General features: G+C 66.5%; 13 protein-coding genes. 6 read left to right on the forward strand and 7 right to left on the reverse strand.

Annotated features, from left to right (window positions below):
* Positions 1-267: 267 nt before the first annotated feature.
* The 3 genes from ABIE56_RS16620 to ABIE56_RS16630 all read left to right on the forward strand — a co-directional run bounded on the left by ABIE56_RS16620 (position 268) and on the right by ABIE56_RS16630 (position 2,841).
* Positions 268-927, forward strand: a complete 660-nt coding sequence (locus ABIE56_RS16620) for a protein-L-isoaspartate O-methyltransferase family protein (protein WP_429244903.1) — start codon at positions 268-270, stop codon at positions 925-927.
* A 38-nt stretch (positions 928-965) separates the two neighbouring features.
* Complete coding sequence (locus tag ABIE56_RS16625) at positions 966-2,342, forward strand: TolC family outer membrane protein (protein WP_429244904.1); 1,377 nt, start codon at positions 966-968, stop codon at positions 2,340-2,342.
* A 226-nt stretch (positions 2,343-2,568) separates the two neighbouring features.
* Positions 2,569-2,841 carry a hypothetical protein gene (locus tag ABIE56_RS16630; RefSeq protein ID WP_429244905.1) on the forward strand — a complete coding sequence of 91 codons (273 nt, stop codon included), beginning with the start codon at positions 2,569-2,571 and terminating at the stop codon, positions 2,839-2,841.
* Between the two features lie 6 nt (positions 2,842-2,847).
* On the opposite strand, the gene waaA is transcribed toward ABIE56_RS16630, so the two are convergent.
* A complete protein-coding gene (waaA, locus tag ABIE56_RS16635; RefSeq protein WP_429244988.1) occupies positions 2,848-4,113 on the reverse strand; it encodes a lipid IV(A) 3-deoxy-D-manno-octulosonic acid transferase in 1,266 nt (421 codons plus the stop codon).
* Positions 4,114-4,193: 80 nt separating this feature from the next.
* Here waaA and lpxL point away from each other — a divergent pair, with 80 nt between their 5' ends.
* A complete protein-coding gene (lpxL, locus tag ABIE56_RS16640; RefSeq protein ID WP_429244906.1) occupies positions 4,194-5,111 on the forward strand; it encodes an LpxL/LpxP family Kdo(2)-lipid IV(A) lauroyl/palmitoleoyl acyltransferase in 918 nt (305 codons plus the stop codon).
* A gap of 167 nt (positions 5,112-5,278) precedes the next feature.
* The gene (locus ABIE56_RS16645) at positions 5,279-6,193 is read left to right on the forward strand and encodes a VirK/YbjX family protein (RefSeq protein WP_429244907.1); all 915 of its coding nucleotides are present in this window, start codon (positions 5,279-5,281) and stop codon (positions 6,191-6,193) included.
* Here the strand turns inward: ABIE56_RS16645 and ABIE56_RS16650 are convergent.
* The 6 genes from ABIE56_RS16650 to ABIE56_RS16675 form a co-directional block, all read right to left on the reverse strand.
* Positions 6,140-6,934, reverse strand: coding sequence for a glycosyltransferase family 2 protein (locus tag ABIE56_RS16650; protein ID WP_429244908.1), 795 nt, complete (start codon positions 6,932-6,934; stop codon positions 6,140-6,142). The two genes, ABIE56_RS16645 and ABIE56_RS16650, sit on opposite strands and share 54 nt — an antisense overlap.
* Complete coding sequence (locus ABIE56_RS16655; protein ID WP_429244909.1) at positions 6,924-8,204, reverse strand: O-antigen ligase family protein; 1,281 nt, start codon at positions 8,202-8,204, stop codon at positions 6,924-6,926. The genes ABIE56_RS16650 and ABIE56_RS16655 overlap by 11 nt, the downstream gene beginning before the upstream one ends.
* Positions 8,201-9,340, reverse strand: coding sequence for a glycosyltransferase family 4 protein (locus tag ABIE56_RS16660; protein ID WP_429244910.1), 1,140 nt, complete (start codon positions 9,338-9,340; stop codon positions 8,201-8,203). The genes ABIE56_RS16655 and ABIE56_RS16660 overlap by 4 nt, the downstream gene beginning before the upstream one ends.
* A gap of 60 nt (positions 9,341-9,400) precedes the next feature.
* Positions 9,401-9,607 carry a zinc-finger domain-containing protein gene (locus tag ABIE56_RS16665; RefSeq protein ID WP_429244911.1) on the reverse strand — a complete coding sequence of 69 codons (207 nt, stop codon included), beginning with the start codon at positions 9,605-9,607 and terminating at the stop codon, positions 9,401-9,403.
* Between the two features lie 208 nt (positions 9,608-9,815).
* Positions 9,816-10,400 carry a YceI family protein gene (locus ABIE56_RS16670; RefSeq protein ID WP_429244912.1) on the reverse strand — a complete coding sequence of 195 codons (585 nt, stop codon included), beginning with the start codon at positions 10,398-10,400 and terminating at the stop codon, positions 9,816-9,818.
* Between the two features lie 72 nt (positions 10,401-10,472).
* Positions 10,473-11,066, reverse strand: a complete 594-nt coding sequence (locus tag ABIE56_RS16675; RefSeq protein WP_429244913.1) for a malonic semialdehyde reductase — start codon at positions 11,064-11,066, stop codon at positions 10,473-10,475.
* A 136-nt stretch (positions 11,067-11,202) separates the two neighbouring features.
* Here ABIE56_RS16675 and ABIE56_RS16680 point away from each other — a divergent pair, with 136 nt between their 5' ends.
* Positions 11,203-12,177, forward strand: a complete 975-nt coding sequence (locus ABIE56_RS16680; RefSeq protein WP_429244914.1) for a mitochondrial fission ELM1 family protein — start codon at positions 11,203-11,205, stop codon at positions 12,175-12,177.
* Positions 12,178-12,201: the final 24 nt, after the last annotated feature.

Raw genomic sequence — 12,201 nt, forward strand, 5'->3', positions numbered from 1 at the left:
GAACACGAGCGGAACCGCCGTCCTACCTTAGAATGATGTGGGGCCGCGTGCCCGCGGTCTCCATGGCTACCCGGCCCCGCCCCCCGCCTGCCATTCAGCCGGCATGGGGTTCAGCCTTTGGGGGTGACTTACGTCAGCCCCGGGCGGTGACTTCCGGCACTTCGCCTGAAAGCACCGGGACCGCAGCCTTTGCACATCAGGAAAAGCGGCTTGTAACCCGTTATCCTTCCGAATCTTTTTTCAGCTTTTCGTACGGGATTGAACACCATGGCGATGAATTTCGAGCAGGCCCGCCAGAACATGGTCGAGAACCAGGTCCGCCCCTGGGAAGTGCTGGAGTACTCGGTACTCGACACCCTGAAGGCGATCCGCCGCGAGGATTTCGTGGCCCCGGCCCACCGCAATGTCGCCTTCGCGGACCTGAACCTGCCCCTGGGGCATGACGAGGTCATGATGAAGCCGGTGATCGAGGGCCGTGTCCTGCAGGCCGTGGCGCTGACCAAGACCGATGAGGTCCTGGAAATCGGCACCGGCTCGGGCTACCTCACGGCCTGCCTGGCCAACCTGGCCGGCAAGGTAACCAGCATCGATATGCATGCCGATTTCGTGGAAGCCGCACGCCAGCGCCTTTCGGCCGCCGGCGTGGCCAACGCCACGGTCGAGGTGGCCGAGGCGGTCAACGGCTACACCCCGGCCGGCGTTTTCGACGTCGTCGTGGTTACCGGTGCGGTCCACGCGGTTCCCGAGAAGTTCGTACGCTGGCTGAAGCCGGGCGGCCGCATGTTCGTGGTCCGCGGCGATTCGCCGGCGCAGACCGCGGTGCTGCTCACCCACGAGGGCGAGGGCCGCTACCGCGAGGAATCGTTGTTTGAAACGGACCTTCCCTACCTGGCGCATGCCGCGCCGGTGAAGCGCTTCGTGCTCTGACTTTTACAAGATCCCCCCATCACCCACGAGGCGAACCCATGCGCTTGAAGCTACTCACCGTTGCGCTGGCCCTGGCAGCGGCACCCTTCGCCAGCCATGCCGAAGACCTGCTTGATGCTTACCGCCAGGCCCGGGCGAACGACCCTGTGCTGTCGCAGGCCGATTCCACCCGCCTCGCAACCGGTGAGGGCGTGACCCAGGCCCGTGCGCTGCTGCTGCCCCAGGTCAGCGCCCAGCTCAGCCTGGTCCAGACCGACCCGAATGGCCCCACGCGCGAGCCGATCTACGGCGCCGATGGCACCACCATTACCGGCTTCACGGGCGATATCGGCCACAGCCGCACCCGGACCACCAGCGCCACGGTGAGCCAGAGCGTGGTCGATTTCAGCAAGTACGCCGACCTGAAGGCCGCCCGTTCGTCGGCGGATTCGCAGAACGCCACGTACGATGCCGCGCTGCAGGCGCTGTCGACGCGCGTGGCCACGGCGTACTTCCAGGTGCTCACCAACGATGACGCGCTGACCTTCCAGAAGGCCAACGAGCAGGCGCTGGCCCGCCAGCTGGAACAGGCGCAGCAGCGTTTCGACGTGGGCCTGTCGGCGATCACGGACGTGCAGGACGCCAAGGCGCAGCACGATACCGCTGTGGCCCAGGTGATCACGGCGGAGAACACGCTGGCCGATTCGCGCGAGGCGCTGACCCAGATCACGGGCCAGCCGGCCGATAACCTGAAGAAGCTGCGCGAGCAGCTGCCGATGGATCCGCCGAGCCCGAACGATGCGCAGGCCTGGGTGGCCGAAGCGGTGAAGACCAGCCCGACGATCATTGCCGCGCAGTACAACGTGGATTCGGCCGAACACAGCATTTCGTCGGCACGCGCTGGCCATCTGCCGACGCTGAACGCCACGCTGGGTTACAGCAAGGCGACGCAGTGGAACCAGAACGCGGGCGTGGCCTCTACCTCGGGCACGCTGAGCTCCAACGGCCGCGGTTCCACCTCGGTGGGCCTGACGCTGGATGTGCCGATTTTCTCGGGCGGTGCCACGCAGTCGCGCGTGCGCCAGTCGATCTACCAGCGCGATGCGGCGCAGGATTCGCTGGAGACCGCTCGCCGCCAGGTGGTGCGCGATACGCTGAATTACTACCGTTCGGTGGTGGCTGGCATCAGCAAGGTCGAGGCGACGAAGGCGGCGGTGGAGTCGGCGGAGAGCGCGCGTGATGCGACCCAGGCCGGTTTCGAGGTGGGTACGCGTACGATCGTGGACGTGCTGATCGCGCAGCAGAACCTGACGTCGGCACTGAGCGATTATTCGCAGGCGCGCCACCAGTTCGTGCTGGATAAGCTGCTGCTGAAGCAGACGGCGGGCACGGTGGACGTGAAGGACCTGGAAGCGGTGAACTCACTTCTCCAGTAAGAAACGCCGTAACGTAAACGACCAGGAAAAAGCCCCGGCCTGTCCGGGGCTTTTTTTGCCTTATCGACGGGCGCCTGCGGTGAACGAAGCGGTGGATACCCGAGGTTTCAAGGAGCATCGCCCCACACCGATTGAAGGCGTTCGCCTACAGCACCGGCCCACATGCACCTTCATCCTTTGCATGCCCAATGACGGGCCAAGCGCCACTACCCAAGGAAGGAACACCATGAAAGCCATCATCCCCCTCGGCCTCTTCGCCCTGCTGACCGCAACCCAGGCGATGGCCTCGGCACCGTCCATCCAGCGCGACACTGTCGAACGCCTGCGTGGCGGCCTAAACGGTACGGATGTCAGCACCATGCAGCGCCAGCTCCAGAACGCCATGACGGCTGATTGCCAATCCACCGGCGGCAAGGTGCTCGGCTTCTCCACGGAGACACTCGAACGCGGCGACGGCACCTACGAGGTCATGGCCGAACTTACCTGCAGCATGTCGTAAGCGAGGTCACTCCTGCAGCAGGGTATCCACCAGCTTCATGACCTTGCCGACGGAGCCACGTTCGCTCTCGAACACCTGGCGCGCCGCCACGCCCATCGGCAGGCGGCGCGTTTCATCGCGCAGCAGCGACAGCACTTCGGCGCCGAGTTCCGTGCCGTCCTTCACCCGGTGGCCGCCGTGCTCATCGAGCAGGGCCTGGGTGATCTCCTCGAAGTTATATGTATACGGGCCCACGAGCACGGGCTTGCCCAGCGCGGCGGGCTCCAGCACGTTGTGGCCGCCGATCGAAACGAGGCTGCCGCCGACGAAGGCGACATCCGATGCCGCGAAGAAACGCAGCAGCTCACCCATGGAATCGATGACGAAGCACTGCGTGGACGGCCCGGGCACCTTGTCGGCGCTGCGGGTAGCCACGTTAAAGCCCAGGCTGCGCACAGCGCTTTCCACCGCCTTGAAGCGTTCCGGATGGCGTGGGGCGATCAGCAACAAGGCATCGGGCAGGCGGCGCATCACTTCGGTGTGCGCCTCGAACACGCACATTTCTTCGCCCTCGTGCGTGCTGGCGGCGATCCACACGGGCCGGCCGCTGCCCCACGCTTCGCGCATGGCTTTGCCCGCTTCCAGCGCCGCACTCGGCACCGGCATATCGAACTTCAGGTTGCCGCACACGGTGAGCTGGCTGGGCTCAGCGCCCAGCAGGCGGTAGCGGGCGGCATCGGTGCGCGATTGCGCGGCGATATGGCTTACGCAGCGCAACGCGCGGCGTACCAGCGAACTCATGCGCGCATAGCCACGCAGCGAGCGCTCGGAAAGGCGGGCGTTGGCGATGAGCAGCGGAATGCCGTGCCGGCGGCAGGCAAAATAGAGATTGGGCCAGATCTCGGTTTCGACGATCACCGCCAGGCGCGGCCGCGTATTGCGCAGGAACCGCTTCACCGCAAAGGGGAGGTCATACGGCAGGTACACGCTGTGCACTGCGTTGCCGAACAGCTGGCGTACGCGCTCCGAGCCCGTGGGGGTGACCGTGGTCACCAGCATGGGGGCGTGCGGGTAGGCCTCCATCAGTGCCTTGACCAGGGGCTCCGCCGCATTTACCTCGCCCACGGAGACCGCATGCACCCACAGGCACCCGCTCATCCGGGGGGCCTTGAAGCTGCCAAAACGCTCGCGCCAGCGCACGTGGTAATCGCCGTAGCGCATGCCGCGCGCCATCAGGCGAACCATCACCAGCGGCGTGAACAGGTACATGGCCAGGTTGTAGATCAGGCGCAGGAGCACGCTATCCCCGGGGTGGGCGGTTGGCCCGGCAGTATAGCCGCCCCGGTCCGCTACAATGCCCGGCCATGCCTGGTATGCCCCGCCCTACCCTGACCCGCTCGCTGCTCGCGCCCCGTAACTGGCCGGCGTGGCTCGGCGTGGGCGTGATCTGGCTGATAGCGCACCTGCCGTTCCGCTGGCTGATGGGCCTGGGCCGCCTGGCCGGCCGGCTTGCCCTGCGCCTGAACAAGGAGCGCCGGCGGATCGCGGCCACCAATATCGCCTTGTGCTTTCCCGAGCTATCGCCGGATGAGCAAAAGGCGCTCGTCCGGGCCAACCTGTGCGATGTGGGCATGATGCTGGCCGAGTTCGCGTTGGGCTGGATGGGCTCGGACAAGGCGATCGCCAACGTACCCGTCACCCTTGAGGGGCTGGAGCACCTGGAAGCGGCGCGCGCCGCAGGGCGTGGCGTACTGCTGGTGGGCGGGCACTTCTCGCACCTGGAACTGTGCGCCCGCCTGGTCTCGCAGCGCATCCGTATCGCTGGCATGTACCGGCGCATGGATTCGGATGTGTTTGAGTTCGCCGTGCTGCGCTCGCGCCTGCACTACGCCGCGGCCATGTTCGAGAAGGACGATATCCGCGGCACGGTGAAATACCTCAAGGCCGGCGGCACGCTGTGGTATGCGCCCGACCAGGACATGCGCAGCAAGGACAACGTGTTCGCGTCGTTCTTCGGGGTAAGGGCCGCCACCATCACGGCGACGCACCACCTCGCGCGCCTTTCCAACGCCGTGGTCATCCCGTTCTACCACCGCAGGCTGCCGGATGATTCCGGCTATGCCATGCGCCTGGGCGCACCGATGGACGATTTCCCGTCGAAAGATGCTGCGCGCGATACGGAACGAGTCAACGCGCAGATCGAGCAGATGGTGCGCGAGGCACCGGAGCAATACCTGTGGGTGCACAAGCGATTCAAGACGCGCCCGCCGGGTGAGCCGAAGATTTATTGAGGCGCACCACGCGCAGGCGCGACCATCCGGTACAAGCCAGCTTTCGTGGGACTTTCCCGAAACTTTCTACGCGGCAACAGCGGCTAAATCGTCTGTTCTCACGAAAGTCAGGCGAAAATTTCACGGCGTAGAACGTCCGTCGATATCCATCGAGACGGACCCTCCCCATGCAATCGCTGTTTCGCTTCGCACGATCCCTGCACGGCCGCGCCGGCTGGCACAGCACGCGCTCGCATGCGCTTGGCGCTGTGCTCACCTATTGCGGCCGCTCGGTCAAACGGTGGCGCAAACACGATGCGTGGCTGGCCTTCCTCGAGTCACCCGCCATGGCAGGGATAACCGAAGTGGACCGGGTGCTGCTCGAGCGCTACCAGCACCGCTACATCAGCAAGGCGTGGAGTGCGGAGCAGCGCCTGCAGGCGGTACGCGATCACTACGAGTTTGCCCTGGCCCGCTTTCCGCGCCAGCTCTTCCACATGCTGTACCGCGAACGCCAGGTGTTGGCCGGCAAGCTCACCCTGCGCGATGGCGGCAAGCTTTCCCTGTTGCTGAAGGCGCCCATCCGCCGCGGCCGCGAAGGCGAACTCAGCCTCTCGCTCACGGACGATGAAGGGCTGCAGATCTCCTACGTGCAGTTTTCCATCATCAACGGTGGCCGCACCATCGTCATCGGCTGCCTGCAGGGTGCGGCGAACGATGCGGGCCGCGAAGCCGTTCGCGACCTGACCAAACAGTGCCATGGGCTACGCCCGAAGAACCTGCTGCTTTCGATGGTGCGCGCCCTGGCCGATGCGTTCGGCATCGATGAAGTGCTCGGCGTGGGTAACGACCGGCATGTGTTCGCCGGCATCGCCAACAAGGTGAAAGCCGACTACGACGGGTTCTGGCTCGAGGCCGGCGGTGAGCTGGGCGATGCGGGCTTCTACCGGGTGCCGCCGCGCGATCCGCTGCGCCTTGAAGCGGAGGTGGAGAGCAAGCGCCGTAGCGAGTTCCGCCGCCGCGAGGCACTGCGCCACGAGGCGTGCGAACTAATCCTGGCGCCGTTCGGTTTCGACCGGCCGGCGCTGGCCGTGGCTGCGTGACACGCGGCGTTCGTAGAGCTTGGCGTACTTGAGGAACGAGTAGAACGCGTGCACGCGGGCGGCGATAAAGCCCGCCCACCCGCCACGCCAGTGGCCACGCAGGAAGTAATAGCGGCCGAAGGCGATGGTCGGGTACACCACCATGCGCAGGCGCAGCGCGCGCGGTTCGCGCGTGTGCCGGTCGCGTACCTGCAACGATGAATAGCGGTTCGCCTTATCGACGCGGCCGGCGATGTCGCGCTCGCCGTGGTGATCGATCACCACATCCAGCCGGCTGACCGGCCCATCCACCTCGACGCTCTCGTGCACTTCGTGGCCGCTCATGCGTGCGCGCTCGCGATCGAACAGGCGCACGTAGTGATTCAGGCGGGCCTTGCCGGGCTGCCAGCGCCAGAACACCCATTCGCGGCGGAGCAGTTCAAAGCCCGCGACGGACGGCGCGTCCAGCGCGGCCCGGATGCGCTCCGCCGCCCCGGGCGGCAGCGTTTCGTCGGAATCCAGCAGCAGCACCCAGCGGTTGAGCGCCAGCTGGATGGCGGCCTGTTTTTGTGCGCTATACCCGGCAAACGCCTGCACGTAAACGCGCGCATGTTCGCGCTCGGCGATATCGCGCGTGGTATCGGCGGAGCCGGAATCGAGTACCACGATGTCGTCGGCGAAGGCGACCGAGGCGAGGCATGCGCCAATCGTATCGGCGTTGTTGAACGTGGTGATGACGACCGATAGCCGCTCACCCGCCATGCGCTGGCACCGTATCGGGCAGGTCGGCATAGAGCGCGGCACACCACACGGCCAGCAGCCACGCGGCCAGCAGGCCCCACCATGCCGAGTAGAACGCCATGTGTGTATTCAGCGGGAACAGGATGGCAAACAACGCGACGGCAGGAGGGAACGCCCGGGCGCGGGCATCCGCACCCGCACGCCACCATGCGCGTAAGGCGACACCGGCGGCGGCGAACCATGCGAGCAGGCCCAGCGTGCCTGTTTCCGTGGCGACCTCCAGCAGTACCTGGTGTGCGTGGCAGGCGCCTTCGCCATCACCGCATTTCTCGATGGTGAGGAAGTGATCGCCTGGCGCGGCATACGCCGGGTAGGCCACGCGGAACCCACGCACGCCCACGCCGTTCACCGGGTGGCCGGCGTAAAGGCGAAGCGATGTGCTCCAGATAGCCAGGCGGCCGGTAAGGGCCGCATCCACGCCCTGGCTGGTACCGCTCAGGGCCGGCAACGTATGCGCAATGCGCTCACGGAACCGCGGGGATACCTGCCAGGCCAGCAGGCCCGCAATCACCAGGACCACACCGCCCGCGGCGCACGCGGCGGCGAAGCGCTTGAGGTTGCCGGCCTCGCGCCACAGGAACGCCAGCCCGACCAGGCCATAGCAGAGCCACGATGCGCGCGATCCCGACAGAAGCACCGGGCCCAGCGTCACGAGGTACGCGCCCAGCAGCGCCAGCCGGCCCCAGCGTTCACGCACGGCCCAAAGCAGGAACGGCGCGCATGCGGCAAGCGCCGGGCCCAGCTTGAGGTTATCGCTGCCGAAGATGCCGGAGAGCCGCTCGGCATTCGAGTGGCCAGCCACGCTGATACCGGTGAATGCCTGCATCCAGGCATCCAGCACCCAGATGGCGACCACCACGGCCGTGGCCATGTAAAGCGCACGCACCTTGCCCGGGCGGCGCATGGCAAAGCAGGTGTACACACCGAGCGGTGCGAAGCGAAGGATGCCGGCGACCGTTCCCCAGCTCTTGCCTGGCGCCACGGCATCGACGGCCGAGATGAGCGCGGCACCGGCGTAGGCGGCGAATAGCCACAGGAACAGCTTCGCGCCCGGGTGATAGCGGATCGCACCGGGCTCGCGCACCAGCAGCAGGAGGGCGCCGACGAGCGAAAGGAACACGCCCAGTTCCGCGCTGCGCCCGAACGGCAGCAGCGCCGGCACCAGCCAGATGGGAAGCAGCGGCGATCGCCAGCCGGCGCCCAGCGCCGCCTTCAGGCCCGTGCCGCTCACGCGGTCGGCACGCCTTCCACCACTTCGGCGTACAGCGCCAGCGTGGCGGACTGCATATCCACCAACCGGTAGCTGCGCGGCGGCGGGATGGGCGGTGCGAAACGCAGCAGCTCGGCCGCGCGCTCCACCAGTCGCTCGCGGTCGTTCAGGGGTACGCGGCCGGCGGGATAGAGCTCGGCAAGGAGCTCGCCGACACCACCGTGGGCGTAACCCAGTACCGGGCGGCACATGGCCAGGGCCTCCACCACCGTGCGCCCGAACGACTCCGGACGCTGGGAAAGCTGCAGCACCAGGTTGGAAATCGCGTACACATCGCGGATATCAGAGCGTGGCGGCGAAATCACGACCTTGGATTCGAGCCCGCGCTCCTTGATGAGCTGGCGCAGCTCGGCGATGTAGGTCTCGCGGCCCGGTTCATCCGCGCCCATCAGCAGCAGCCGCGCATCGATGGCCCGGCTTTGCAGATCCGCGATCAGCTCGATGGCATCGGCATGGCCCTTCAGGCGCGTACCGCGCCCCGGCAACGTGAGCAGCGGCGCGCCCTCGAGCTGTGGGAATTCTTCGAAGAACGCGCGCTGCCAGGAGTCGTCCGGACGGTAGCCGTACGGAAAGGCCTCGGTATCGATGCCGCGCGGCACCACGGTGATACGCGCGCTGGAGATATCTTCGGGGTAGTGGCGCAGCACGTAATCGCGCAGGGTCTGCGAGACGACGATAACGCGCTCACCCCGCAGCAGGATGCTGCTGTAGTGCCCCGGGCTGTTGAGCCCATGCACGGTGGTGACAAAGTGCGGGCGCGGCTTCACCCGGCGCATGGCCCACCAGCCCACCCAGGCCGGCAGGCGCGAACGCGCATGGACGATATCCGGCTTGAGCTCGCGCAGGATGCGGCGAAGCTTGCCGACTGTGAACAGGGTACGCAGCGATTTGTGGCCGATCGGCAACGTGATGTGCTGGCTGCCCTCGGCTTCCAGCTGCTCGACCAGGCGACCACCCGCGGAGACCACGATGGAACGATGCCCGGCCTCTACCAGCGCCTTGGCAATTTCCAGGGTCGAGCGCTCGGCGCCGCCCGAATGAAGGGCGGGTACGAGTTGTACAACGGTCATCGTCCGGGGTGGGAAGACGGTGGCCATGGCGCGGTCCGGTGGTGATGGGTTGGCGGGCGATGCGTGCAGCGAGCCCGCCCGGGCCGGTCAGTCTTTCAGTACGTAGGTGGCGCCACAGTACATGCACTTGGAGGTGCCGCCCTCGTCTTCGATGGGCAGGTACACCTTCGGGTGCGAGTTCCACAGGTACATGCCGGGCATGGGGCACGACAGCGGAAGATCCGCGTGGGTCACTTCGTAACGGTTTTCGGCGTTCGCCGGGATAAGCGGCGCGGCCGCGGGATTGGGGCGCATGGGTAAAACTCCGGGCGATGCGTTGGAACCGGGGATGGGGCGATGGTAGCAGGAACGCCATGGGGGGCGTGAAACCACAAAAAAAGGCCCGCTTGCGCGGGCCTTGCAGGAGCGCGCTTGCGCGCGATGGGGGCCGGGGGTGGCGGCTATTCCGTTCCGTTGGCTTTTCGCGTGCAAGCACGCTCCTACACGTAAGCCGCGAAGCGGCTTACTTGGCCGAGGCGTCGTGGGCTTCGGTGGTGATGCGGATCTTGATCTCGTCCGACACGTTCGGCACGTAGGCGCCCACGCCGAAATCCGAGCGCTTGATGGTGGCGGTGGCATCAAAGCCCACCGTCTGCACCTTCATCATCGGGTGCGGGCCAACCTTGTTCAGGGTGACATCGAGGGTGACCGGCTTGGTCACGCCGTGCACGGTCAGGTCACCGGTGACCTTCAGCTTGCCCTTGCCCGCCGCGGCAACCTTGGTGCTCTTGAAGGTCACGGTCGGGAACTTGGCGGCATCGAGGAAATCGGCCGACTTCAGGTGCTCGTCGAGCTTGGGCACGAAGGTATCCAGGCCGGCGAGCGGCAGGGTGGCTTCGACGGTGGCCTTGGTCGGGTCCGCTTCGTCATAGACCAGGGTGCCATCGACCTGGCCCAGGTTCGCGCTGGGGTTCGAGAAGCCGAAGTGGTTCCAGCTGAACAGGACCATGGTGTGGCCCGGATCGAGCTTGTAGGTGACCGGGGCAGCGGTGGCGGTGCCGGCGGCGGCGAGCAGGCCCGCGAGGGCGAGGTAACGGAGAGCGCGCATGGGTGAAAGCTCCTGCAGTGGGTTGGGTACTGCCAGTGGACAGCGGGACCAAAGGGTCACCGCGGGAAAGGATCAGAGGACCTGGGCGACTTCGTCGAAATCGAAGCGCGGCGAGCGCGGGAACAGGTTCTTGTTCGGGTCGCCATAGCCAATGTTCACCAGGAAGTTCGACTTCACCTGGGTGCCCGGGAAGAATTCGGCATCGACACCGGCCTGGTCGTAACCCGACATCGGGCCGCAGTCCAGGCCCAGCGAGCGCGCCGCCATGATCAGGTAGCCACCCTGCAACGTGCTGTTACGGAAGGCGGTCGCTTCGATCAAGGCGTTGTTGCCGACGAACCAGCTGCGCGCATCGGCGTGCGGGAACAGCTTCGGCAGGTGGTCGTAGAAAGCGAAATCGGTGGCGATGATGGCGGTGACCGGGGCGGCCATCGTCTTCTCGGCATTGTTCTCGGAAAGGAACGGCTTAAGGCGCGCCTTGGCGTCCTGCGATTTGATGAAGACCAGGCGCACCGGCGAGGAGTTTGCCGAGGTGGGGCCCATCTTCACCAGATCGTAGAGCTCCTTGAGCTGCTGATCGGTGACTTCCTTGTCCTGCCACGCGTTGTAGGTGCGGGCGGTGCGGAAGAGCTGGTCAAGCGCGGCATCGTTCAGCGGAGAGCTCATGGGATTCCTTGTACAGTGAACAGGCGCCGGTCGTGCCGGCATTCCAACAGTGTAAGCGGGTCGGGCCGTCGCGTGGACCGGTGCCGCAGGAACGAACTGTGTCGAAATCGACAACAATCCCACGCAGGGGATCGGCATGAGTGCCCATCCCCTGGCCCCAGGTTCATGCTGGGTCATCACCGATGGCGCGGCCGGCAACCGGCGTCAGGCGCTGGCGCTGGCCGAGGCGCTCACCCCATCGATCAGGGAATGCGTGGTGGACCTACGTGCGCCGTGGTCGTGGTTCGCGCCGCGGCGGCTGCCGGGCGCCCGCGCGGCCTTCTCGCGCAACGGCGATAGCCTGCGCCCGCCCTGGCCCACCCTGGTGATCGGCTGCGGCCGTTCGGCGGCCTGGGCCACCCGGCAGGTGCGGCGCTGGTCCGATGGGCGGGCGCTTGCCGTGCAGATCCTGGATCCGCGCATCGATCCGGGCCACTGGGACCTGGTAGTGGCCCCAAAGCATGACCAGCTGCATGGCGATAACGTGCTCACGCCACTGGGCTCGCTGAACCCGATCGACGATGCGTGGCTGGAGGATGCGCGCGATGCGTTCGCCGGCTTCGCCGATCTACCCGGCCCGCGCCTGGGTGTGTTGCTGGGGGGCGCCCGCCACGGCGCCACGATGGATGCCGCCGGGCTTGCCGCACTGCTGGAAGCCGTGAAGCAGCGCCACGCACGCGAAGGCGGTTCGGTGATGGTCGTGGCCTCCCGGCGTACGCCCTCGTCCATCCTGCCCATGGTGCGGGCCGCATTCCACGCTGTGCCAGGGTTTATCTGGGCGCCTGGGGACGAGGATCCCAACCCGTACCCCGGCGTGCTGGCCTGGGCCGATCGGCTGGTGGTTACGCCGGATTCGGTGAACATGCTCTCCGAAGCGTGTGCCACCGGCCGCCCGGTGCACACGCTTGTCACCGATCCCCTACCCGCCAAGCTCGAACGGTTCCACGCCGAACTCCGCTCCACCCGGCGCCTGCACGATATCGAGGCCAGCACCCCACCCGTTCAGCCGTTGCTGCGCGAAACCGCGTGGGTCGCCGAGCACATCCGCCAACACCTCGGCCTCCCCCTGTAGGGGCGCGCTTGCGCGCGATAGGGC

Source organism: Luteibacter sp. 621 (assembly GCF_050435445.1).
In the GTDB taxonomy this organism is placed as follows: domain Bacteria; phylum Pseudomonadota; class Gammaproteobacteria; order Xanthomonadales; family Rhodanobacteraceae; genus Luteibacter.

What these genes read in the sequence shown, in the direction of transcription:
- ABIE56_RS16665 (WP_429244911.1), bottom strand. Translation starts at nt 9,607, where the DNA reads ATGCGCCCCAATCCCGCGGCCGCGCCGCTTATCCCGGCGAACGCCGAA.
- ABIE56_RS16650 (WP_429244908.1), bottom strand. Translation starts at nt 6,934, where the DNA reads ATGGCGGGTGAGCGGCTATCGGTCGTCATCACCACGTTCAACAACGCC.
- ABIE56_RS16620 (WP_429244903.1), top strand. Translation starts at nt 268, where the DNA reads ATGGCGATGAATTTCGAGCAGGCCCGCCAGAACATGGTCGAGAACCAG.
- ABIE56_RS16675 (WP_429244913.1), bottom strand. Translation starts at nt 11,066, where the DNA reads ATGAGCTCTCCGCTGAACGATGCCGCGCTTGACCAGCTCTTCCGCACC.
- ABIE56_RS16630 (WP_429244905.1), top strand. Translation starts at nt 2,569, where the DNA reads ATGAAAGCCATCATCCCCCTCGGCCTCTTCGCCCTGCTGACCGCAACC.
- lpxL (WP_429244906.1), top strand. Translation starts at nt 4,194, where the DNA reads ATGCCCCGCCCTACCCTGACCCGCTCGCTGCTCGCGCCCCGTAACTGG.
- ABIE56_RS16670 (WP_429244912.1), bottom strand. Translation starts at nt 10,400, where the DNA reads ATGCGCGCTCTCCGTTACCTCGCCCTCGCGGGCCTGCTCGCCGCCGCC.
- ABIE56_RS16645 (WP_429244907.1), top strand. Translation starts at nt 5,279, where the DNA reads ATGCAATCGCTGTTTCGCTTCGCACGATCCCTGCACGGCCGCGCCGGC.
- ABIE56_RS16660 (WP_429244910.1), bottom strand. Translation starts at nt 9,340, where the DNA reads ATGGCCACCGTCTTCCCACCCCGGACGATGACCGTTGTACAACTCGTA.
- ABIE56_RS16680 (WP_429244914.1), top strand. Translation starts at nt 11,203, where the DNA reads ATGAGTGCCCATCCCCTGGCCCCAGGTTCATGCTGGGTCATCACCGAT.
- ABIE56_RS16625 (WP_429244904.1), top strand. Translation starts at nt 966, where the DNA reads ATGCGCTTGAAGCTACTCACCGTTGCGCTGGCCCTGGCAGCGGCACCC.